This is a genomic window from Brevibacillus laterosporus LMG 15441, assembly GCF_000219535.2.
GTDB lineage: Bacteria > Bacillota > Bacilli > Brevibacillales > Brevibacillaceae > Brevibacillus_B > Brevibacillus_B halotolerans.
In genome coordinates this window covers 3,605,935-3,629,941 of record NZ_CP007806.1, presented here as the reverse complement: position 1 = coordinate 3,629,941, position 24,007 = coordinate 3,605,935, and the positions used below count along the sequence as shown (strand labels likewise).

Genomic DNA, 24,007 nt, shown 5'->3' with positions numbered 1-24,007 from the left:
GTGAGAAAATGTTCCCCCTCTGTGATGAGGGGGAGCTATGTCTATATCTCTCTTTTTGGGGGAAACCTGTATGTTAGAACGGTTAGGAAAAATGTTTAGCGGTAGGCAGGAAGAACATAAAAGCAATGCGTTTGATCAGGCAGGAGTCATTCCGCACCATGTAGCAGTCATTATGGACGGTAATGGACGATGGGCTAAAAGACGTAATTTACCGCGTGTTGCTGGGCACCATCAGGGTATGAAAACCGTAAAAGATGTGGTAAAAGCAGCAGATGAAATCGGTGTAGGTGTATTAACGATGTACGCCTTTTCTACAGAGAATTGGAAGCGTCCTAAAGATGAAGTTGAGTTTCTAATGAAGCTCCCGCAGGAGTTCTTGTCGACTGAATTGGTAGAATTAGTTGAACGAAATGTACGGATACGTATGATAGGTTCTAGAGAAGGCTTACCTTCTCATACTCTAAACGCTTTAATTGAAGCAGAGGAAAAGACAAAAAATAATACAGGCTTACAACTTAATTTTGCCCTTAATTATGGAGGGCGTGATGAAATTTTAAAAGCGACAAAAGAGATTGCTCAATTGATCGCCCAAGGCAAGCTAACACCTGAACAAATTGATGAGGAAACAATTGCCTCTCATTTATATACACAAGGAATTCCCGAACCTGATTTGTTAATTCGCACGAGCGGAGAAATTCGTATTAGCAATTTCATGCTATGGCAACTAGCTTATACGGAATTTTGGTTCACGGATGTGTATTGGCCCGATTTTTCCAGAGAGCATTTCATACAGGCGATTGCTGAATACCAAGGTCGAGCTCGTCGCTATGGCGCAGTTTGATCTGGAGAGGTGGAACAAGTGAAGGAACGGATAATTACCGGAATACTTGGGGGTGTTGGTTTTCTCACCCTGGTATATCTGGGGGGGATTTGGTACTCGTCCCTTGTATTACTTATGGCCTTCATCGGCCTTTTTGAATTTTTACGCATGGCCAACATAAAGCCATTTAGTTTTCCAGGTATACTAGGCTATGTGATTTTAATAAGTGCATGGCAACCAGACCTCGCAGCTTTATTATTTCCAGTGCTAGGATTCTTGAAGGTGAATGGTATTGGTACAATCACAGTGGAATGGGGTCAAATTCTGCTGTTACCTTTATTCTTGCTGCTATTTTATACTGTACTTAGTAAAAATCGCTTTCATATTGAACATGCCGCTCTGGTATTACTCGGAGCGTTATACATAGGATATGGTTTTCACTACGTTGCCGTCGCTCGCGGGGGGATCGGCTTAACTGGATTTTGGCTCACGATTATCATCTTGTTATCTGTATGGTCAACAGATTCTGGAGCCTATTTTGCAGGAAAAGCATTCGGTAAACGTAAATTATGGCCAGATATTAGTCCAAATAAAACAGTAGAGGGAGCGCTTGGAGGTTTCCTTGCCTCCCTTGTGATTGTCGGGGCAATTGATGCTTTCTTGATCTTTTTGCAAGTACCTGGAGCTCTTCCTTGGGGACAAGCTTTAGCAATTGCAGCCATTACAGGTATTGTCGGTCCGCTAGGAGATTTAGTAGAATCAGCTTACAAGCGCCATTTCGCAGTAAAGGATTCAGGTCATATTCTACCAGGCCATGGAGGTATTCTCGATCGATTTGATAGTATGCTTATTGTGTTTCCGATACTGTACTTATTTGGCTTGTTTTAAGTAGTAGCTCGTAGACAAATAGGGGTTTTGAGGTGAGATGAGTGAAAAATATATCGCTGTTAGGTTCTACCGGTTCGATCGGGACAAGTACCATGGAAGTAGTGAAACAGCACCCCGATCAATTTAACATCGTTGCAATGGCAGCCGGTACTAACATTGACTTATTAGAAGAACAAGCTTTATATGCGAAACCGGAACTTATTTCCGTAGGGACAGAAGAGCTTGCACGAGAGTTATCGAAACGCCTTGCGGGAGTTTTATCCGCAGAGATCGTGTATGGATTAGAGGGCTTGATTGAGGTAGCAACACATCCACAAGCATCATTTGTTATGTCAGCAGTAGTAGGCAGTGTAGGAGTAAAACCAACCCTGGCTGCGATTGAACGTGGCAAAACAATTGGGCTTGCGAATAAGGAAACCTTGGTAAGTGCAGGACATCTGGTCATGGAAGCTGCCCAAAGGCATCAGGCGACAATTGTTCCTGTTGACAGCGAGCATTCTGCCATTTTTCAGGCTCTAAACGGGGAAAATCGACAGGATGTTTCCAAACTCATTATTACTGCTTCAGGAGGATCACTTCGCCATTTGTCTCGAGATGAGTTAGCTCATGTAACGCGAGAAGATGCTTTGCGGCATCCAAATTGGAGCATGGGAGCCAAAATAACGATTGACTCAGCTACAATGATGAATAAAGGATTTGAAGTATTAGAGGCTCATTGGCTATTTGGAACGCCATATGAGCAGATAGAGACAATTCTTCACTATGAAAGTATTATTCATTCTATGGTAGAATACAAAGATAAAGCCGTGATAGCACAATTGGGAACACCGGATATGAAGGTTCCCATTCAGTACGCTCTTACCTTTCCAAGCCGCTGGCCGTTGCCGACTGAGACCCTTGATCTCGTGAAATGCGGAACGCTTCATTTTAAAGAGATGGATTTCACCCGCTATCCACTCTTAAAACTAGCGTACGATTGCGGTAAGGTTGGCGGTACACTGCCCGCTGTACTAAATGCAGCCAATGAAGTTGCCGTTTCGCGGTTTTTGCAGGATGAACTCACAATCGTAGGAATTGAAGAGGTTGTTCATCAGGTATGTGCCTTGCACAACACGAGTTCGCACCCTACCTTAGAAGAGATTGACGAAGTTGACGCATGGGCACGACAAGCTGCACGCAACTGGGGCAAATAAGAGGGAAAGAAACAAGCGAAAAGCTTTGCCAGAGACAGGGTACTGATTAGACGCTTTACCTACATATAGTAGAGTAGTGGTCCTGTTTCGATAGAACGGGTGAGTGCTTCTCAATCACGAAATAGAAGGAAAGGTGGCTATATCTATGCAAATGCCTCCCGTACAGATTGGTTTTGGATCGGTAATCGCCTTTGTAGTTATTTTTGGATTGTTGGTCTTTTTCCATGAAATGGGCCATTTTTTGTTAGCAAAACGGGCAGGTATTTTATGCCGTGAGTTCGCTCTTGGAATGGGACCAAAAATGTTTAGCTTTAAGAGGGGCGAAACAGAATACACGTTGCGCTGGTTACCGATCGGTGGTATGGTTCGAATGGCTGGTGAAGACCCTGAGATGGAAGTATTACAGCCTCATATGGAGGTCGGGGTTTTATTTAATCAAGCTAATCAGATTTCTCACATTTATGTTACTCCTAAAGATATCCCCAATCATGCAACGATTGGTAATGTGGTTCGTTATGATCTGGAGCATGATTTGATCATGACCTTGGATATACAGGGAGAAATGAAGACATTTGCTGTTGATCCCAAGACAATGCTAGTAATTGAGGGTAAAGAAGTACAGATCGCTCCTTTTAATCGTCAATTTAAAGGGAAAACCATATGGCAACGTTTCCTAGCTATTTTTGCTGGTCCTGCTGCTAACTTTATTTTAGCTTTTGTTATCTTTGTGATGGGGGCTTTATTCTTCGGAGCTCCGTCAAAAGATGCTGTTTTAGGCCAAGTTATTCCGGATGGACCTGCTTATCAGGCGGGGCTGAAACAGGGAGATCGCATTATTAGCATCGATGGGACACCAATAAATGATTGGAACCAGTTTGTAGGAGCGGTTAATGCATCTCCTAATAAAAATATCGAAATGAAGATCAACAGGGATGGGCAAGACATGGTCGTACCCGTACAGGTAAATGAACAAGGTAAAATAATGGTTGGTGCCGGTGTCAAAAGAGAGATTGGATTAGCGCTGACGCATGGTGTTGACCAAACAATCTTCTGGACGAAAACCATCTTCACCAATCTTGCACAGCTCTTTACGGGACATGTAAGTGTGAAGGATTTAAGTGGACCAGCAGGGATCTTTACAATGACCAGTCAATTTGCGCAAAATGGTCTTGCGGCACTCTTTACATGGACAGCTCTTTTGAGTATTAACCTTGGTATTTTTAATTTGCTGCCAATTCCTGCCCTAGATGGTGGACGCTTGGTGTTCATTGCCATTGAGGCATTGCGCGGTAAACCAATTGATCCTAACAAAGAAGGCATGGTTCACTTTGTTGGTTTTGCTTTATTGATGATGTTAATTCTAGTTGTGACTTGGAATGATATACAACGTCTCTTTTTACAGTAATTCAACATGTAGAGAGAAACAGATAAAGGAGTGTGCTTACTTTGTATAAGCGCGAGGAGACCAAACCGGTATTTGTAGGCGGAGTCCAAATTGGAGGACAAAAAAGTGTGGTTATCCAATCTATGACCACCGCTGATACGCGTGATGTAGAAGCTACGCTCAAACAGATAGAGCAATTGCATGAAGCTGGATGCCAAATCGTTCGTTTAGCGGTTGTTAATGAAGATGCTGCAAAAGCAATCAAGCAAATTAAGGAACGCTCCCCATTGCCGTTAGTAGCTGATATCCATTTTGATTATCGATTAGCGCTTACAGCATTGGAGAGCGGGATTGATAAAATTCGAATTAATCCAGGGAATATTGGAAATCGGAAACGAACCCAGGCAGTAGTGGATGCTTGTCGTGAACGAAATGTTCCTATTCGTATTGGTGTAAACTCAGGTTCAGTAGAAAGACGTCTAATAGACAAATACGGATACCCTAGTCCGGAAGCGATCGTGGAATCAGCTATGAACCATGTAGAGATTTTAGAAGACCTGAACTATGATAATATTACGATCTCACTAAAATCTTCAGATGTTCCAACCATGATTCAGACGTATTCGTTAATGGCCGAACGTCGTCCTTACCCGTTACATGTAGGGGTAACAGAAGCAGGTACACAATTCTCTGGTAGCATTAAATCTGCTGTAGGAATTGGTACGGTTTTATCCATGGGGATCGGTGACACAATTCGCGTATCCCTCACTGCCGATCCTGTTGAAGAAATTAAGGTAGCGAAACAGATTTTGCGCAGTCTAGATATCGTGAACAATGATCCAGTTGTAATTGCTTGTCCATCTTGTGGTCGTTGTGCCATTGATCTGATCGGATTGGCCACGAAGGTGGAGGACGCAGTTAGCACGTTGAAGAAACCATTAAAGGTAGCTGTTATGGGATGTGCAGTTAACGGACCAGGTGAAGCACGCGAAGCTGATGTGGGTGTAGCTGGCGGTAATGGAGAGGGACTAATCTTCCGCAACGGTGAAATCGTCCGTAAAGTAAAAGAAGATGAACTTTTTGAAGAGTTAATGAAAGAAATCAACACAATCATGGAAGAGAAATAGAACGTGTTGATTTGATCAAAGGAGGAACTTGTGTGTTAAGGCAAAGCCAATTACTAATCCCTACTTTACGCGAGGTACCAGCAGACGCAGAGATTGCCAGTCATAAACTTTTGTTGCGTGCTGGTCTTGCAAGACAGTTAGCTTCCGGTATCTATACATTTATGCCGATAGCTCTACGTGTCCTCCAAAAAATTCAAAACATCGTGCGTGAAGAAATGAATAACGCAGGTGCTCAAGAGATTTTAATGCCAACGATTCAACCGGCAGAAATTTGGGAGAAAAGCGGCCGCTGGGATCATTATGGTCCTGAGTTGATGCGTTTACGTGATCGTCATGATCGTCGTTTTGCTTTAGGGCCAACTCATGAGGAGGTTGTAGCTACTTTAGTAGCTAGTGAAATCAACTCCTATAAAAAACTACCAATTAACTTGTATCAAATTCAAACAAAATTCCGCGATGAGGTACGCCCGCGCTTTGGACTCATTCGTTGTCGGGAATTTATGATGAAGGATGCTTATTCTTTTGATACAACTCAAGAGGGCTTGGATAAGAGCTTTAATGATATGTTCCATGCTTATCACCGTATTTTCACTCGTGTTGGACTTAATTATCGTGCGGTAGAAGCAGATGCGGGTTCTATTGGTGGAACGGGAACTTATGAATTTATGGCGTTGTGTGAAATCGGTGAGGATACGATTGCTTATTCTACAGAGGGCGATTATGCAGCTAATCTGGAGAAAGCGGAAGTATTGTATAACGGACCAACTTCCCCAGAAGCAGACGTAGCTCCATTAGAAAAAATTCACACTCCAAACATCAAAACCATTGAGCAATTAAAAGAGGGTCTGGGTGTTGAAGGCAAAGACATCGTGAAAAGCTTAGCATTCATGGTGGATGATCAGTTTGTACTTGTTTTGATTCGTGGTGATCATGAATTGAACGAAGTGAAGCTGAAAAATATGTTTGACGCAATTGATGTACGCATGGCGACTGAAGCAGAAATCATGGAGAAGCTAGGTGCTCCAGTTGGTTTTGTTGGTCCTGTGGGTGCTGGTGAGAGAAAAATTGAGGTAGTAGCGGACAACTACGTTCAAGAGGTGGCTAGTGCCATTATCGGGGCAAATGAAGTAGATTACCACTTGAAGAACGCGCAGTATGGAAGGGATTATCAAGTATCTCGTTTTGCTGATCTGCGAAATATTCAGGAGGGTGACGTTTGCCCACGTACGCAAGCTCCAATCGCTTTTGCCCGCGGTGTAGAAGTAGGTCACGTATTTAAATTGGGTACAAAATACTCAGAGCCAATCGGTGCTAAATTCTTAGACGAGAATGGCCGTGAACAAACAATGATCATGGGATGCTACGGTATCGGCGTATCTCGTACGCTGGCTGCGGTAATTGAACAAAACAACGACGAAAATGGTATCATATGGCCAACGTCAGTTGCTCCTTATCATGCACATGTAATTCCAATCAATGTCAAATCTGATCAACAGCGTGAAATGAGTGAAGAGATTACATCCGCATTAGAAGCTGCGGGAGTAGAAGTATTGTACGATGACCGTACAGAACGTGCCGGTGTGAAATTTAAGGATGCCGATTTACTTGGTTTACCGCTTCGAATCACGGTTTCTGATAAATTGGAACCAGGTACAGTTGAAGTTCGCATTAGACGTACAGGTGAGGCTACTGTGGTAGCTGTGAGCGAGCTTGTCTCTTATGTAAAAGAACAGCTAGCAAACCTATAGAGTTAGGTATCAAAAAGCAATGCAGGAATTGCTTTGAATTTTGTAGAAAAGAAAAAGGTACCCCAGAAGCGCAAGGGGTACCTTTTCTATGTAGATATTACCGTTGGTTCTGCTTAGCATTTTGTCGTAAGGTAGAGAAGGAGAAAAGCGAGAGGTGAGAAAAAATGGATCTATTAACAGAACAAAAACATAGATTTTCTCTGCTCCTCAAGCAATTAGAGGTTCCCCAAGAGATGGTTGAGCGTTATTTTACCGAGGGGTATATTGAGAAGCTGGAAGTATATAAACAAACCAAAGAATGGATATTTCATTTTACATTTGAAAAAATGATGCCAGTTGATATATATCGTGCGTTTACGAAACGATTGCAGCAAACCTTTGCGCATTTAGCTAAGGTTGACGCGATTTTTCGTTATTCCTTGCAGCCGCCCGTACATATTGTGGTGGAAGAATACTGGGATTACTTGCTCAACGATCCAGATGCACATTTGCAAACATTGGTAGGTACCCTGAAAACAGGACGAGTGGAGACAGCGGGAGACCAAGTAAAGCTATTGTTACCTACTGAGATGGCAGTAGATATTATGAAATCGAAAAAAGCAGATGAACAACTGACCCAAGCATTTTGGAAGATTGCACAGGTACGCCCGCGCTTTCTGTTCCAAGCCGAAGAAAATGACGAGGCTATGCAGGCCTTTATTGAGCAACGTAAAGAAGAAGAACGAGCATTGGTTAAAAATGTCATGACGCAGCAGGCTCAAGCAGAGAAAGAGCGCCAGAATGGACAAGAAGCTGAAGCGATTACCACCGTTACCATTGGATATGACATCAAGGAGGAGCCTGTACCTATCAGTGAGATTCAAGAGGAAGAAAGACGAATTACGATACAAGGTACAGTCTTTAATGTAGAAATTAGAGAATTAAAAAGTGGGCGTCACATCCTAACATTCCATCTGACAGATTACACGGATTCGTTAACGGTCAAAATCTTTTCCCGTGACAAGGAAGATGTTAAAGTACTTGAAGCGATTAAGGACGGTATGTGGATTAAAGCGCGCGGTAGCGTTCAGCATGATACCTTTATGCGCGAGCTGGTAATGATGGCAAATGACATCAACCAGATTGAACAGCAAGGACGTAAGGACCAAGCAGAGGAAAAACGGGTTGAACTACACGCTCACACTCCTATGAGCATGTTAGACGGAGTTGTTTCTGTTAAATCTTACATTTCACAAGCTGCTAAATGGGGACACAAAGCTGTTACGATTACAGATCATGGTGTCGTACAGTCATTCCCTGAGGCTTATAGTGTAGCGAAAAAGAACGGTGTCAAATGTATTCTAGGTTTAGAAGCCTATGTAGTGGAAGATGGTATTAATATTGTCTATAACCTAGATCGTGGAGCAACGAATTACGCCATTGATGACAAGACCCCTTATGTCGTATTTGATACAGAGACAACAGGTTTAAATGCGAATGAACATACCATTATTGAAATCGCGGCTGTAAAAATGATAGGCTCAGAAATCATTGAAGAATGGACAGAATTAATTGATCCTGGTATTTTGGTTGGTCCTAAAACCACGGAGATTACGGGGATTACAAACGAAATGCTACGGGGAAAACAGAAGCTGGACGTTGTCTTGCGCCGTTTTAAAGAATTTGCTGGGGATTCGATTCTTGTGGCCCACAACGCCGAATTTGACCAAGCATTTATTAATGCGTGTGCCATTCGAGTAGGAATGGAACCGTGGACAAATTCTTTTTTAGACACTTTGCCGCTCGCACGCATGCTGTATCCAGGCATGCGCAATTATCGATTAGGAACGCTTGCAAAACGCTTTAATGTTGAACTAATCAATGCTCACCGGGCGTTGGACGATACCGTTGCACTAGCAAAGGTTTTCCAGCTCATGTTAAAAGACGTGAAGGAAGCAGAGATCAAAACACTTTCTGAGCTAAATGAGCGCAGCAACGCTCAAGCGGATTATAAGAGTACCCGTCCTTTTCACGCTACGATATTGGTGAAAAACAAGGAAGGCTTAAAAAATCTGTATAAGCTGGTGTCTATCTCGCATACGGAAACATTCTTCCGCGTACCACGTATTATGCGTAGCCAGATTACAAAATATCGAGAAGGCTTGTTAATTGGAACGGCTTGTAAAGAAGGGGAGCTATTCCAAGGCATTCTGCGTGGTAAACCTGAACAAGAATTAGAAGAAATTGCTACATTCTATGATTATATTGAGTTGCAGCCCTTGGAGCATTACAAACCTCTATTGCGCAACGAGACGATCCCTAACACGGACGTTGTAAAGACATATCATGAAACACTGATACGCATTGCTGAGCATTTGGAACGGCCTGTTGTGGCCACAGGAGATGTTCATTTTCTACACCCTCAAGATCATACGTTTCGTGAAGTATTCTTGCTATCAAAAGGAGACCAGGATGCTAACGACCAACCTCCACTATATTTCATGACTACGGAGGAAATGCTAGAGGCCTTCTCTTATTTGGGTGAACAGAAGGCTAAAGAAATTGTAGTAGACAATACAAATGCCATTGCTGACATGATTGAAGATGTTAGCCCGATCCCAGATCGTTTGTATACCCCTGTAATTGAAGGGGCAGATGAAGAGCTTCGTGATATGTGCTATAACAAAGCGAAGCGCATCTACGGCGATCCGTTGCCAGAAATTGTTGAACAACGTCTAGAAAAAGAACTGACCAGTATTATTAAACACGGATTCGGTGTTATTTATCTGATCTCACAGAGATTGGTGACAAAATCACTCAGCGACGGCTATTTAGTAGGGTCACGGGGATCAGTAGGCTCTTCTTTTGTAGCGACTATGTCCGATATCACAGAGGTTAATCCACTGCCGCCTCACTATGTTTGCCCAAACTGTCAGCATAGCGAGTTTATTATGGACGGCTCCATTGGTTCTGGATTCGACTTAAAGGACAAGGATTGCGAGAAATGCAGCACTAGATATATGAAAGATGGCCAAGATATTCCTTTCGAAACCTTCCTTGGATTTAAAGGAGATAAGGTTCCCGATATTGACTTAAATTTCTCAGGTGACTATCAGCCAAGGGCGCATAAATATACACAAGACCTATTTGGTATCGATAATGTTTTTCGTGCAGGAACGATAGGTACAGTTGCCGAAAAGACAGCGTACGGCTATGTTCGTAAATGGGCGGAAGAGCGCAAGCTAATGCTTCGCGGAGCAGAGATTGCTCGCTTGGTTAATGGTTGTACGGGCGCTAAACGTACGACTGGACAGCATCCAGGGGGAATTATTGTTTTGCCTGATTATATGGATATGGAGGATTTTTGTCCGATCCAATTCCCTGCTGATGATGTTAAATCTGAATGGCGAACAACGCATTTCGACTTCCATTCCATCCATGACAATCTATTAAAGCTCGATATTCTGGGTCACGACGATCCGACCGTTATCCGGATGCTTCAGGATTTGACGGGATTAGACCCGAAACAAATCCCATTAGACGATCCAAAAACGATGTCTATCTTTAGTTCAACAGAAGCACTAGGTGTAACGGCTGATCAAATTCGTACGAATATGGGGACGTTGGGAATACCGGAGTTCGGTACGAAATTCGTTCGTCAGATGCTAGAAGATACAAAACCAACCACCTTTGCTGAATTGGTACAGATTTCTGGTCTCTCGCACGGAACCGATGTGTGGCTAAACAATGCACAGGAGTTGATACGTAATCAGACGTGTAAGCTGTCTGAGGTTATCGGTTGCCGTGACGATATCATGGTATATCTGATCTATAAAGGACTGGAACCATCACAAGCCTTTAAAATAATGGAATCAGTGCGTAAAGGAAAAGGTGTCAGCGAGGAAGACCAAGAGGAAATGCGCAAGCATGATGTACCTGAATGGTACATAGGGTCTTGTCAACGGATTAAGTATATGTTCCCGAAAGCGCATGCGACTGCTTATGTAATGATGGCGGTTCGAATTGCTTATTGTAAGGTACATCATCCGCTAGAATTTTACGCTACGTATTTTACAGTTCGTGCTGATGACTTCGATATCCCGTTAATGGTACAAGGATCAGCAGCTATTCGCCAACGGATTGAAGAGATTGAGGAAAAAGGTCACGATGCCCAACCAAAAGAAAAATCTCTCTTGACTGTATTAGAGATGGCCTTGGAAATGGTAGAGCGAGGCTTTAGCTTTACCAATGTCGATCTATATCGTTCAGACGCTGAGAAGTTCCTGATTGATGGAAACAAGCTTATTGCACCGTTTAATGCGATTCCAGGGCTAGGAACTAACGCAGCAATCAGCATTGTAGAAGCACGTGAACAGGGTGAATTTTTATCAAAAGAGGACCTACTTAGCCGTTCCAAAATTTCCAAAACAATTTTGGAATATCTAGCCGAGCAGGGAGCCCTCCAAGGTATGCCAGATTCAAATCAATTGTCCTTGTTCTAACGATTAAAGCATAGTGCAGTTTACTGATCATACGTTGAGAATGGCAACGTTAACGATCTATCCATCTATCACTATGATTAATTTTTGGTAGGGTAGAAGGAGATTGTTAGGTTGCCGTTTTCTAAGTGATTTTTCATAGTAGAGTGAGGTAAGTTGAAAGCTTGAAATAGAGGTGGTACGGCATGCGGCCGATTTGGATTGGGATTATATCTTCCTTCTTTTTTGCCTTTACCTTTGTATTGAATCGTTCCATGGAGCTTGCTGGAGGCAGTTGGATGTGGAGTGCGGCACTTCGCTTTTTTTTCATGCTACCGCCACTATTGTTTCTTGTGTTTTTACGAGGAAATCTGGGAATGCTATGGATAGAGATTAAAAAGCATCCAAAAGAATGGATATTATGGAGCACGGTTGGTTTTGGCCTGTTTTACGCCCCTTTTTGTTTTGCTCAATCGTATGGTCCAGGATGGTTAATAGCGGGAACATGGCAGATTACAATCATCTCTGGCTCTTTGCTGGCTCCTTTCTTTTTTGAGCAGAAAACAGGCTCACAGGGCGTACAATTAGTGCGAGGGAAAATCTCGCTTCCGGGGTTATGGATGTCAAGCATCATTTTACTTGGAATTGTGTTCATGCAGAGCGAACAAGCGAGTGTACTACAACCTAAAGAAGTGCTGTTAGGATTTTTGCCAGTTGTAGTAGCGTCCTTTGCTTATCCGTTAGGGAATCGTAAAATGATGCAAATTTGTGGAGAGCGAGTCGATACCTATCAGCGTGTACTTGGTATGACAATTTGCAGTATGCCGTTTTGGATGCTGTTATCGATAACAGCTTTGGTTGTAGATGGGGCGCCAAGTCAGAGTCAGGTATTCCAAACCTCTCTCGTTGCGATTTTCTCAGGAATTTGTGCAACGGTGTTATTTTTCCGAGCTACGGAAATGGTGAAAGGCAACATGCGTCGCCTAGCGGCTGTAGAAGCAACACAATCGATGGAAGTCTTATTTGCTACAGCAGGAGAGGTCGTGTGGTTATCTGCCAGCTTGCCTACACCAGTGGCTTCAACGGGGCTCCTGCTTATCATGCTGGGAATGATTTTACATAGCCTAGTATCGGGTCGGAAAGAAAAGGAAACACCCCCTTTTCATGTATCAGATTGAGTAAGATGGGCTTTACAATGACTGGTATAATAGGGATTCAGCATGTTTTTGGAAAGTCTGATCAAATGAGGCAGTGGTTGTCAAGAGCCATGGTATTATGCTATAATTTTTTTGGAAATACTGGTTATACACGTACGAGAGTGGGGAAACCCACTCTTTCTTCTTGACCACAGAGGATTTCTAGCTAGAAAGCTTCTTGTGGCAAAGAATTAGATTTGTGACCACCCGGTGCCACTTTGGTAGCCGGTTACACATTTATAACAGTATGGATCTGCTTAAAGGAGGAACTTGCTTGAGCAAGGTAGTGCAAATTGTTGAGGAACTACTGACTCCTATCCTTGAAGAAACAGGATTGGAACTGGTGGATATCGAATACAAGAAGGAAGGTAGCAACTGGTTTTTGCGTATCTTTATCGATAATGATTCGTCCAACATCGATATTGAAGATTGCGGTACCGTTAGTGAAAAACTAGGTGCAAAGCTGGACGAATTGGACCCGATTCCAACCGCATATTTCTTAGAGGTTTCTTCGCCTGGAGCGGAGCGTCCCTTACGTAAAGAAAAAGATTATCACAAGGCTGTAGGCAAACACGTACATATCACCACCAAAGAAGCGGTGGACGGTCACACGTTGTTTGAAGGTACACTAGAAGCGTTTGACGGTGATACGTTAACGATTTCTGAACAAAAAAACAAATATACAATTAAAATGGATCAAATAAGCGAAGCCCGATTGGCTATCGTCTTTTAATTGAGGGGAGGACATTAGTACAATGAATGCAGAGTTTATTACAGCACTGCATGATCTGGAAAAGGAAAAGGGGATTGACAAAGAGGTTTTGATTGAGGCGATTGAAGCAGCGCTGATCTCTGGTTACAAGCGCAACTTTAACTCCGCACAAAACGTTCGTGTTGATGTAAACCGCCATTCAGGTCAAGTTCGCGTGTTTGCACGTAAAAATGTTGTAGAAGATGTGTTAGATGCTCGTTTGGAGATTTCTTTGGAGGCTGCTAATGAAATCGATCCTAACTTCCGCATTGATGACATCGTTGAAATTGAAGTAACGCCTCGTGATTTTGGACGCATTGCGGCTCAAACGGCGAAGCAAGTCGTTACGCAACGCATTCGTGAAGCAGAACGCGGACTTATTTATAATGAATTTATTGATCGTGAAGAAGATATCGTAAATGGTATCGTTCAACGCCAAGATTCCCGCGCTTATTTTGTTGACTTGGGGAAAGTGGAAGCGGTAATGCCTCTCACTGAAAAAATGCCAACAGATGATTTTAAACCACAAGACCGAATCAAAGCATATATTATTAAAGTAGAGAAAACGACAAAGGGTCCCCAAATCGTCATTTCCCGTACGCACCCAGGACTATTAAAACGTCTATTTGAATTGGAAGTACCTGAAATTTATGACGGTGTCGTTGAAATTAAATCAGTCGCGAGAGAAGCTGGAGATCGTTCTAAAATTGCGGTTCACTCCACAAATGAAGAGGTCGATCCAGTGGGTGCCTGTGTAGGTCCTAAAGGTCTACGCGTACAAACGATCGTAAACGAACTAAAGGGCGAAAAAATTGACATCGTTCGCTGGTCTGAGGACCCGGCTGAGTACGTAGCTAACGCGTTAAGTCCGTCTAAAGTAGTTCACGTTGAAGTGAACGAAGAAGAGAAAATGACGCGCGTAATCGTACCTGATTATCAATTGTCGCTAGCTATTGGAAAACGTGGACAAAATGCACGCCTGGCAGCCAAACTTACTGGATGGAAAATAGACATTAAGAGTGAAAGTCAAGCTGAACAAGAGGGGATTTCCTATCCTAAGCCTTCCGATGAAGACGCTAGCGATGTGGGTATGGAATGAAAGTAAAAAAAGTTCCATTACGTAAATGCATCGTTTGTCAGGAAATGTACCCGAAGAAGGAATTGCTCCGCGTCGTTCGAACGCCGGATGAACAAATTTTGATTGATCCGAGCGGAAGGGCGTCCGGACGCGGCACTTATGTTTGTCAAAAAGAGAGTTGCCGCACACCAGATACTTTCACTGCTGGAAAATGGAAAAAAGTTTTGGAGCGTGCGCTAAACACCAGCATTTCACAGGAACAATACGAGAACTTCCGCGAGAAATGGCTGGAGATGATGGGGAAATGAATCAAAAAGTAGCGCAATTGCTAGGGTTGGCCATGCGTGCAGGCAAAGTAGTAACGGGTGAAGGTCTCGTGATCAATGGGGTTCGTAACGGACAGGCAAAGCTTGTCCTTCTGGCTACAGATGCATCAGCTAACACGACCAAGAAAGTGTCCGACAAATGCCTGTATTATAAGGTGCCTTGTTATTCGCTTTCGACCAGGTACGAACTTGGAAGTGCGATTGGTAAAGAAGCTCGAGTCTCGGTCGCCATCACAGATACAAAGATGGCGAAGAGCATGGAGAACCTTCTCACACCTAATCCATAACAAGGGGTGATTACATGAAGACACGCGTATATGAATACGCAAAGAAACATAACATGAGCAGTAAAGAAATTGTTACTCTCTTGAAGAGAATCAATATAGATGTCAGCAATCACATGAGTATTATGGACGAAGAAACGGTACAAAAATTGGAACAGCATTTAGCAAATTTACGAGCGAATGCTTCCAGTGGTAACACCCAAGCAAAACAAGTGCAACAACCAAAGCAAGATAAGCCACAAACCATAACGAGCAGCGAGGCGCGAGCCACATCCCAATCGGAAAAATCCCCCAAACAAGACGGTCAAAAACCGCAAATTGCATATGCTGCTGGTAACACCTCAGCTCAAGCAAAGAGTAGAGGAACGCAAAACCAAAATCAGGGGAAGAATCAGGAGCGAAGAGCAAATACTATGAGTCAAAACAAAAAACAAGATGCAAAGCAAAATGAAGTAAAAGATCAAACGACCAATGTTGAGGCAGAACGTAAGGAAGAAACGCTAGCAGACAAAGCGAAAATTCCAGCAAAAGTTGGAATGGAAAAACGCGAAAAAATTAAGAAGGCTCCACAAACTAAAAAAACCTTTGAAGATAACAGAAAAGGACCGCAGTTTAATAAAAACCAAAAACGTTCAAATGGACGTCAAGGTGGAGCCCCTGTACAACGGCCTGTGTTAGAATTGCCTAGCAAAATTACGTTTACAGAGTCACTTACTGCAAACGAATTGGGTAAAAAGCTAAGAAGAGAGCCAGCAGAAATTATTAAAAAACTATTCGCTTTAGGTATCATGGCTACGATCAATCAGGATCTAGATCGAGATACCATCGAATTAATTTGTGCTGATTACGGTGTAGAAGTAGAAGAAAAAATCGTCATTGATGAAACAAACTTCGAAACAATCGCTGAAGTGGATGCAGAAGAAGATCTAAGTGAACGTCCTCCAGTTGTTACCATCATGGGTCACGTTGACCACGGTAAAACAACGTTGCTAGATGCGATTCGCTCTACAAATGTTGTTGCAGGAGAAGCTGGTGGTATTACACAGCATATCGGTGCTTACCAAGTTGAAATTAAAGGCAAGAAAATTACCTTCCTGGATACACCTGGTCACGCGGCGTTTACTACAATGCGTGCTCGTGGTGCTCAAGTTACGGATATCACTATTCTTGTTGTAGCTGCTGATGATGGTGTGAAACCACAAACAATCGAAGCAATCAGCCATGCGAAAGCGGCAAATGTTCCGATTATCGTTGCTGTCAACAAGATTGATAAACCAGCTGCTGATCTAGATCGTGTAAAACAAGAATTAATGCAATTCGAATTAGTATCGGAAGAGTGGGGCGGCGATACGATTTTCTGCCCGCTATCCGCAAAACAGCGTACAGGTATTGAAGAACTTTTAGAATACATTCTATTGGTTTCTGAAGTACAAGAATTAAAGGCTAATCCTGATAAACGTGCTCGCGGTACGGTTGTTGAAGCTGAGTTGGACAAAGGTCGCGGTCCTGTTGCAACTGTATTGGTTCAGCATGGTACGCTCCGTGTCGGTGATCCAATCGTTGTAGGCTCTGCTTTCGGTCGCATTCGTGCTATGGTGAACGACAAAGGTCGCCGCATGAAAGAAGCACCACCGTCCATGCCAGTTGAAATCACCGGTTTAAATGATGTACCTCAGGCTGGGGATCAATTCATGGTATTCGAGGATGAAAAGAAAGCTCGTTCCATCGGTGAATCTCGTGCAGTTAAACAGCGTGATTCTGAGCGCCGTGCAAGTGCGCGTGTTTCCTTGGATGACTTGTTTACTCAAATCCAAGAAGGCGATATTAAAGAATTAAACCTAATTATTAAAGCAGACGTTCAAGGTTCTGTAGAAGCTCTTCGAGGTTCTTTAGAGAAAATTGAAGTGAATGGTACTCGCGTGAAGGTTATTCACACAGGCGCTGGTGCGATTACAGAGTCTGATGTTACTTTAGCAAATGCTTCTAACGCAATTATCATTGGTTTCAACGTACGTCCTGAACCGAATGCTCGCAGTATGGCTGAGCAGGAGCAAATTGATATCCGCCTACACCGCGTTATCTACACTGTAATTGAAGAGATTGAATCCGCATTGAAAGGGATGCTTGATCCTGTATATAAAGAGGAGATCATTGGTCAAGCGGAAGCGCGTCAGATCTTCAAAGTATCTAAAGTGGGTACAATTGCAGGTTGCTATGTTACGGAAGGTAAACTGAGCCGTGACGCAGGTGCGCGATTGATTCGTGATGGCGTAGTTATTTACGAAGGTAAATTAGATACGCTAAAACGTTTCAAGGACGATGTGAAAGAAGTGGCGACGAACTACGAGTGCGGTGTTACTCTAGAACGTTTTACGGATATTAAAGAGGGCGACATTATCGAAGCCTTCATTATGGTTGAAGTTAAAGCCTAATGGTAGCCGTGACGCAGTTAGAATTGTTTATGCCCTATACGAGTTCTCTTAAGGAAAAACGTTCGATTATTAAAAGCGTCATGAGTCAAATTCGAAATAAGTACAATGTATCAATTGCTGAAATAGATTTTCACGAGCAATGGCAGCGTACCTTACTTGAGGTAGCTGCCGTTGCCAATGAATACTCCTTTTTGCAAAAGGAAATTACCACCATCGTGCGGTTTGTAGAAACATTTTCCGACGTAGAGTTAATTCGTGCGGATACGGAATACTACGACTAAGGTACGATTTACGTTCGGAGGTGAACAAAATGAGCATGAATAAAACCCGAATGAGTCGCGTAAGTGAAGAGATCAAAAAAGAATTGAGCATTCTGTTGCAACGTGAAATGAAAGATCCACGCATCGGTTTTGTAACAGTAACAGATGTGGAAGTAACTAGTGACCTTCAACAAGCAAAAGTGTACATTAGCGTTTTCGGAGATGAGAGCAAACGTGAAGAATCGCTGAAAGGCTTGCAAAAAGCAAGAGGCTTTCTACGCACAGAAGTGGGCCGTCGTATCAAATTAAGACATGTGCCTGAGCTTCTATTCAAACTGGATGCTTCCATTGATTACGGAAATAAAATCGATAACCTTTTGCGTGAAATCTCCCCAAATGAAGGAGAGAAATAGGATGAATATCGACCAAACTGTTTTCTTAGATGCCGCTCGTTTTGTTCGTGAAAACGAGCGTTTCTTAATTATTTCCCACGTTAATCCTGATGGTGATACGACGGGCTCTGCACTGGCTATGGCTTTGTTGTTAGAACAGATGGGGAAAAGCTATGTGATAGTAAACCAAGGGTCTACACCTGATATGTTCTCCTTTTTACCGCGCTCCAACCACATCATCAACCTATCGGAACAAACTGTGGATGAGAAATTCTCCTGCGTTATCGCTGTAGACGCGGCAGATAGCAGTCGGATGGGAGAAGTAACTCATTTGTTTGCTCCAGATGCACAAATTCTAAATATTGACCATCATCCTACCAATGATGCGTTTGGTACGTATAACATTCTCCTGCCTCATGCCGCTGCAACGGCAGAGATTATGTATGATTGGTGTGTTGCTTCCTCCTTTTCATTAACAAAAGAAATTGCTACATGTATCTATACAGGATTACTTACGGATACAGGTGGTTTCCGATATTCCAATACGACACCGCACGTGATGGAAATCGCCTCCCATCTACTTACATATGGAGTTTCTTCAGCCGAGATCGCAGAACGTTGTCTAGAGAGCATTACATTAAAGCATGTACAGGTTCTAAAACGTGCTTTAGCATCTCTGAAACTGACTAACGAGGGACTCGTGGCCACTATGCAAATATCAAAACAGGATTTTTTAGAAACCCATTCAACCAATGATGATACAGGTGGCATTGTAAATTACGGGCGTAATATTGAAGGCGTCGAGGTTGGAATATTATTCACCGAGGTAGAAGAAGGCATTATCAAAATTAGCCTGCGTTCACGTGCGAAGGTAGATGTAGCTCAGATAGCTAAGAATATCGGCGGCGGTGGACATGCCCGCGCAGCAGGTTGCACGATGAAGGATGTAACTTTGGAAGAAGCCAAGAAGTCTGTTTTGACATTGGTAGATCAAGTGCTTGGAGTGGAAAGAAATGAATGAGCAGCAGCATGGAGTTCTCGTTTTACATAAACCAGCAGGAATGACTTCACATGATTGTGTTGCCAAAATTCGTCGCATCTATCAAACGAAAAAAGTGGGGCATACGGGAACATTAGACCCTGATGTAACAGGTGTGTTACCTATATGCATAAATAATGCGACACGAATTGTGGAGTACTTACAGGAGCTTCCAAAGGCTTATGAGGTTGTTATGCGTATTGGTTCAACCACGACAACCGAGGATGCCTCTGGTGAGGTAGTGGAGACAGCTAAGGTGGATGCTGCGAGCATTACTAGAGAACGGGTTGAGGAAGCAATGAAGGAAATGCTTGGCGTAATCGAACAAACCCCTCCTATGTACTCTGCTATTAAGGTAAATGGACAGCGTCTGTATGATTTAGCCCGTGAAGGAATTACGATTGAGCGAAAGGCTCGCGAGGTTACTATTTATGAATTACAGCTCCATCACATTGAATCTAACGCAGAATATGTAGATGTGTCGTTTTATTGTCTTTGCTCCAAAGGGACGTATATGCGTACGTTATGTGTTGACCTTGGACAAAAACTGGGGTATCCTGCGCATATGGCCAAGTTAGTTCGTGTCAAAAGCGGACCATTTACAATGCAGCATGCTCATACGTTTGAGGAATTGGAAGCCAGCATGAACAAGGAGCAGGGCTCTAAGAGCATTGAGCAACTTGTGATTCCAATTGGAGAAGCCTTATCTTATTTGCCTCGCTATGAAATTACAGCGGATCGAGCTAAGGCTGTTCTAAACGGATTGGAAACAGGCTTGCCAGGTTGTCAGGTTGAGGAAGGGAAGCTCATTTGTTTGTATAGTAATGGTCAATTACTTGGCATTCATAAGGTATATAAGAGCCACCGAGGTCTATATGCCAAACCAGAAAAAGTTTTTCGCACATGAGGTGGGGACTTTGAACATAATACGACTATCCTATCCGCTTTCATCTGAGATCGAATTACAACCATGCGCGGTCGCCATGGGATACTTCGATGGTGTTCATATCGGGCATCGTCGCGTCATCCAGCGAGCGATTGATCATGCCCAGGCACATGGAATAAAAAGTGGTGTCTTGACCTTTGACCCACATCCACGTGAAGTTCTAGGCAGAAGTGGTTATTCTCAATATATCACCCCGTTGGATGATAAGCTGGAGCAATTCGAAAAAATGGGAGTAGACATCGTCTTTGTCATGCAATTTGATATTGCCTTCTCCTCTATTTATCCTGAGGATTTTGTAGAAGAAGTGATTTTGCCGCTTCAGGTCAAGCATATTGTGGTTGGTTTTGACAATACGTTTGCTTATCGGGGAATGGGGACCACTCAGACGCTATTAGAACTAAGCAAGGACCGATATACTGTAGATATCATTGGTCCAGTAAATCGTTTAGGCGAAAAGGTAAGTAGTACCATTATTCGGGAATATCTGCACCAGGGAGAAGTAGAGCAAGTACGTCATCTGTTAGGACGCCCTTATAAGGTAAAGGGAACAGTGATTCACGGAGACAAGCGCGGTCGAACCATCGGGTTTCCTACGGCAAATGTCGGTGTGGACGAGCCTTATTTAATCGGGAAAAATGGTGTATATGGCGTTCGAATTACCGTTGATGGTCAAACCTATGACGGTGTGATGAATATTGGAATTAAGCCGACTTTTGAGCTGGAGAAGCGTGAAAAATCGCTGGAAGTTCATATCATAGGGTTTAAAGATGAGATTTATGGAAAAAATGTAGAAGTAGAATTACTCTTCATGATCCGCGATGAAATTAAATTTTCTGGCGTGGATGCTCTTGTCGCCCAAATCCAGCAAGACGTGAATTTTGCTAAAGATAAATTTGCTAAGTTGGCTTGAATGCTAACGACAGTGAATGATTTCCTTTACTTTATGAAAAAAAGTATGCTATAATCTGTACTGTTCTAAATAGAACGCCCCTTTAGCTTGGCTGTCCGATTCTCACCGACGGCATGCTCAGCTAGTGGGAAAATTAATGGAGGTGAGTACGAATGGCACTTACTCAAGAGCGTAAAACTCAATTGATCAATGAATTCCGTACACATGATAACGATACTGGATCTCCTGAGGTTCAAATCGCAATTCTTACGGAAAACATCAACAATCTTAACGAACACCTACGCACTCATAAGAAAGATCACCACAGCCGTCGTGGTCTATTGAAAATGGTAGGTCAACGCCGTAACCTTTTAGGTTACCTAAGAGACAGCGACGTTGCTCGTTATCGTACATTGGTTGACAAACTTGGTCTTCGCCGTTAATCGGCACGTCTGAAAAAGCGGGTGAATTCCCGCTTTTTCTATTATCATATCTATTTTATTTCTGCCATAGCAGGAAATAATACATAGAGATAGAAAAGAATCATGTTAGACAATGGTCTAATTAAGGAGGACTGCTAAAAGAATGGAGCAACAATATCGTACTTTTGACTTTGATTTAGCAGGCCGAAAACTTACGCTTGAGTTTGGTAAAGTTGCAAAACAGGCACAAGGTTCGGTCTTAGTGCGTTACGGAGATACCACCATTCTATCTGCGGTTACCGTTTCGAAAGAACCAAAAGACTTGGATTTCTTTCCATTAACGGTAAACTATGAAGAGCGCTTATATGCAGTAGGTAAAATTCCAGGTGGATTTATTAAGCGAGAAGGTCGCCCAAGCGAGAGAGCTATTTTGGCGAGCCGATTAATTGACCGTCCAATTCGCCCTTTATTCTTGGAAGGCTTCCGCAATGATGTACAAGTAGTAAATACAGTTCTTTCCGTTGATCAGGATTGTTCAACCGAAATCGCAGCAATGATTGGTACTTCTGCTGCATTGAGTACATCTGAAATCCCATTTAATGGTCCGATTGCTGGTGTTATTGTAGGCCGTATTGACGGTAAATTTATTATCAACCCTACGATTGCTGAGCAAGAAAAAAGTGATATCCATCTAGTGGTGGCAGGTACGATGGACGCTATTAACATGGTAGAGGCTGGTGCAAAAGAAGTACCGGAAGAAATCATGCTAGAAGCGATCATGTATGGTCACGATCACATCAAGAAAATAGTTGCTTTTCAAAATGACATCGTAGCTGAAATTGGTAAGCAAAAAATGGAAGTCGTCTTGCATAGTGTAGACGAGGAAGTTGACCAGGCTGTGCGTGCTTTTGCTGATGCTAAAATACGTGAAGCAGTCCGTGTTGAAGAGAAGCATGCCCGTGCAGAAGCGATCGATGCTGTTAAAGAAGAGACACAAGTTCATTTTGCTGAGGTGTATCCAGAGCGCGAGGGAGAAATTAGCGAAATTCTCTACGACATGGTGAAAGAAGAAGTTCGTCGTCTCATTACCCATGAAAAAATTCGCCCAGACGGTCGTGCACTAACTGAAATTCGTCCATTGTCGAGCGAAGTGGGGATTTTACCAAGAACACACGGTTCAGGTTTATTTACTCGCGGTCAAACACAAGCATTGAGCGTTTGTACATTAGGAGCACTTGGTGATGTACAAATTTTGGATGGACTTGGTCTTGAAGAAACAAAACGCTTCATGCATCATTATAATTTCCCTCCTTACAGCGTAGGGGAAGCACGTCCACTTCGTCCTCCAGGTCGTCGTGAAATCGGTCACGGTGCATTGGGTGAAAGAGCAATTGAACCAATCATCCCTAGTGAAGTAGAATTCCCTTACACAATTCGCCTAGTATCAGAGGTAATTGAATCGAATGGTTCTACTTCTCAAGCGTCTATCTGTGGTAGTGTTCTTGCTTTGATGGATGCAGGGGTACCAATTAAAGCACCAGTTGCTGGTATCGCAATGGGCTTGATCATGGATACAGATGGTGAACATTTCTCCATCCTAACAGACATCCAAGGTATGGAAGACCACTTGGGAGATATGGACTTTAAGGTAGCAGGTACCGCTGAAGGGGTTACAGCTCTTCAAATGGATATCAAGATTGAAGGTATCAATCGTGAAATCCTAGAGCAAGCATTGACGCAAGCGAAGGAAGGCAGAATGCATATTCTGGAAAGCATGCTGGCTACAATCAATGCTCCGCGCGATCACTTGTCTCCTTATGCACCTAAGATCATGACAATGTCAATTAACCCAGAAAAAATTCGTGATGTGATTGGGCCACAAGGTCGCGTTATCAATAAGATCATCGAAGAGACAGGCGTTAAAATTGATATTGAGCAAGATGGTCGTATCTTTATCGCCTCTACGGATGCAGATGCGAACCTACGTGCAAAACAAATCATCGAGGATTTGGTACGCGAAGTAGAAGTGGGTCAAACTTACTTGGGAACTGTGAAACGTGTTGAAAAATACGGTGCATTCATCGAGTTGTTTGCAGGTAAAGAAGGACTTTGCCACATTTCACAACTAGCGGAAGAACGCGTCGCTAAAACGGAAGATGTAGTTTCTGTCGGGGATAAAATCTTGGTTAAAGTGACCGAGATTGATGACCAAGGCCGCGTTAATATTTCTCGAAAAGCTGTTTTGAAAGAACAAGCGCAGGCTGCACCACAAGAAACTGAATAATAAATAGCCAAAAAGCTTTGCCGATCATGGGAAACTATGTGGGTGCAAGCTTTTTTTGCTTCTATCGAGCATTTTCTCTACATAGATTGGA

General features: G+C 43.0%; 20 protein-coding genes. All 20 read left to right on the top strand.

The window, feature by feature from the left end:
* Nucleotides 1–70: 70 nt before the first annotated feature.
* The 20 genes from BRLA_RS15775 to BRLA_RS15680 all read left to right on the top strand — a co-directional run bounded on the left by BRLA_RS15775 (nucleotide 71) and on the right by BRLA_RS15680 (nucleotide 23,916).
* Nucleotides 71–841, top strand: a complete 771-nt coding sequence (locus tag BRLA_RS15775) for an undecaprenyl pyrophosphate synthase (protein WP_022584409.1) — start codon at nucleotides 71–73, stop codon at nucleotides 839–841.
* A gap of 18 nt (nucleotides 842–859) precedes the next feature.
* Nucleotides 860–1,708: a phosphatidate cytidylyltransferase gene (locus BRLA_RS15770; RefSeq protein WP_003336948.1), complete on the top strand. Its 849-nt coding sequence runs from the start codon at nucleotides 860–862 to the stop codon at nucleotides 1,706–1,708.
* A gap of 41 nt (nucleotides 1,709–1,749) precedes the next feature.
* The gene (locus BRLA_RS15765) at nucleotides 1,750–2,901 is read left to right on the top strand and encodes a 1-deoxy-D-xylulose-5-phosphate reductoisomerase (protein ID WP_003336949.1); all 1,152 of its coding nucleotides are present in this window, start codon (nucleotides 1,750–1,752) and stop codon (nucleotides 2,899–2,901) included.
* A 145-nt stretch (nucleotides 2,902–3,046) separates the two neighbouring features.
* Nucleotides 3,047–4,306, top strand: coding sequence for an RIP metalloprotease RseP (gene rseP, locus BRLA_RS15760; RefSeq protein WP_003336951.1), 1,260 nt, complete (start codon nucleotides 3,047–3,049; stop codon nucleotides 4,304–4,306).
* A gap of 41 nt (nucleotides 4,307–4,347) precedes the next feature.
* Nucleotides 4,348–5,412: a flavodoxin-dependent (E)-4-hydroxy-3-methylbut-2-enyl-diphosphate synthase gene (ispG, locus tag BRLA_RS15755; protein ID WP_003336952.1), complete on the top strand. Its 1,065-nt coding sequence runs from the start codon at nucleotides 4,348–4,350 to the stop codon at nucleotides 5,410–5,412.
* A 32-nt stretch (nucleotides 5,413–5,444) separates the two neighbouring features.
* A complete protein-coding gene (locus BRLA_RS15750) occupies nucleotides 5,445–7,160 on the top strand; it encodes a proline--tRNA ligase (RefSeq protein WP_003336953.1) in 1,716 nt (571 codons plus the stop codon).
* A gap of 164 nt (nucleotides 7,161–7,324) precedes the next feature.
* On the top strand, nucleotides 7,325–11,641 hold the full coding sequence (locus tag BRLA_RS15745; RefSeq protein WP_003336954.1) for a PolC-type DNA polymerase III: 4,317 nt from the start codon (nucleotides 7,325–7,327) through the stop codon (nucleotides 11,639–11,641).
* Nucleotides 11,642–11,823: 182 nt separating this feature from the next.
* Nucleotides 11,824–12,795, top strand: a complete 972-nt coding sequence (locus BRLA_RS15740; RefSeq protein ID WP_003336955.1) for a DMT family transporter — start codon at nucleotides 11,824–11,826, stop codon at nucleotides 12,793–12,795.
* 292 nt (nucleotides 12,796–13,087) lie between these two features.
* A complete protein-coding gene (gene rimP / locus BRLA_RS15735; protein ID WP_003336956.1) occupies nucleotides 13,088–13,546 on the top strand; it encodes a ribosome maturation factor RimP in 459 nt (152 codons plus the stop codon).
* Nucleotides 13,547–13,568: 22 nt separating this feature from the next.
* Complete coding sequence (nusA, locus tag BRLA_RS15730) at nucleotides 13,569–14,663, top strand: transcription termination factor NusA (protein ID WP_003336958.1); 1,095 nt, start codon at nucleotides 13,569–13,571, stop codon at nucleotides 14,661–14,663.
* Nucleotides 14,660–14,950, top strand: coding sequence for an RNase P modulator RnpM (gene rnpM / locus BRLA_RS15725; RefSeq protein WP_003341347.1), 291 nt, complete (start codon nucleotides 14,660–14,662; stop codon nucleotides 14,948–14,950). Before nusA ends, rnpM begins: the two co-directional genes overlap by 4 nt.
* Nucleotides 14,947–15,255 carry a YlxQ family RNA-binding protein gene (locus BRLA_RS15720; protein ID WP_022584414.1) on the top strand — a complete coding sequence of 103 codons (309 nt, stop codon included), beginning with the start codon at nucleotides 14,947–14,949 and terminating at the stop codon, nucleotides 15,253–15,255. Before rnpM ends, BRLA_RS15720 begins: the two co-directional genes overlap by 4 nt.
* A 14-nt stretch (nucleotides 15,256–15,269) precedes the next feature.
* Nucleotides 15,270–17,684, top strand: a complete 2,415-nt coding sequence (infB, locus tag BRLA_RS15715; RefSeq protein ID WP_003336960.1) for a translation initiation factor IF-2 — start codon at nucleotides 15,270–15,272, stop codon at nucleotides 17,682–17,684.
* On the top strand, nucleotides 17,684–17,965 hold the full coding sequence (locus tag BRLA_RS15710; protein ID WP_003336961.1) for a DUF503 domain-containing protein: 282 nt from the start codon (nucleotides 17,684–17,686) through the stop codon (nucleotides 17,963–17,965). Before infB ends, BRLA_RS15710 begins: the two co-directional genes overlap by 1 nt.
* 35 nt (nucleotides 17,966–18,000) lie before the next feature.
* Entirely contained in the window at nucleotides 18,001–18,357 is a 357-nt protein-coding gene (rbfA, locus tag BRLA_RS15705) for a 30S ribosome-binding factor RbfA (RefSeq protein ID WP_031309024.1), read from the top strand.
* A 1-nt stretch (nucleotide 18,358) separates the two neighbouring features.
* Nucleotides 18,359–19,357 carry a DHH family phosphoesterase gene (locus tag BRLA_RS15700; RefSeq protein WP_003336963.1) on the top strand — a complete coding sequence of 333 codons (999 nt, stop codon included), beginning with the start codon at nucleotides 18,359–18,361 and terminating at the stop codon, nucleotides 19,355–19,357.
* On the top strand, nucleotides 19,350–20,282 hold the full coding sequence (gene truB / locus BRLA_RS15695; RefSeq protein WP_003336964.1) for a tRNA pseudouridine(55) synthase TruB: 933 nt from the start codon (nucleotides 19,350–19,352) through the stop codon (nucleotides 20,280–20,282). The genes BRLA_RS15700 and truB overlap by 8 nt, the downstream gene beginning before the upstream one ends.
* A complete protein-coding gene (locus BRLA_RS15690; RefSeq protein WP_003336965.1) occupies nucleotides 20,251–21,231 on the top strand; it encodes a bifunctional riboflavin kinase/FAD synthetase in 981 nt (326 codons plus the stop codon). The genes truB and BRLA_RS15690 overlap by 32 nt, the downstream gene beginning before the upstream one ends.
* Nucleotides 21,232–21,383: 152 nt before the next feature.
* Nucleotides 21,384–21,653, top strand: coding sequence for a 30S ribosomal protein S15 (gene rpsO / locus BRLA_RS15685; protein WP_003336966.1), 270 nt, complete (start codon nucleotides 21,384–21,386; stop codon nucleotides 21,651–21,653).
* A 142-nt stretch (nucleotides 21,654–21,795) separates the two neighbouring features.
* Nucleotides 21,796–23,916 carry a polyribonucleotide nucleotidyltransferase gene (locus BRLA_RS15680; RefSeq protein ID WP_003336967.1) on the top strand — a complete coding sequence of 707 codons (2,121 nt, stop codon included), beginning with the start codon at nucleotides 21,796–21,798 and terminating at the stop codon, nucleotides 23,914–23,916.
* The last annotated feature ends 91 nt before the right edge of the window (nucleotides 23,917–24,007 follow it).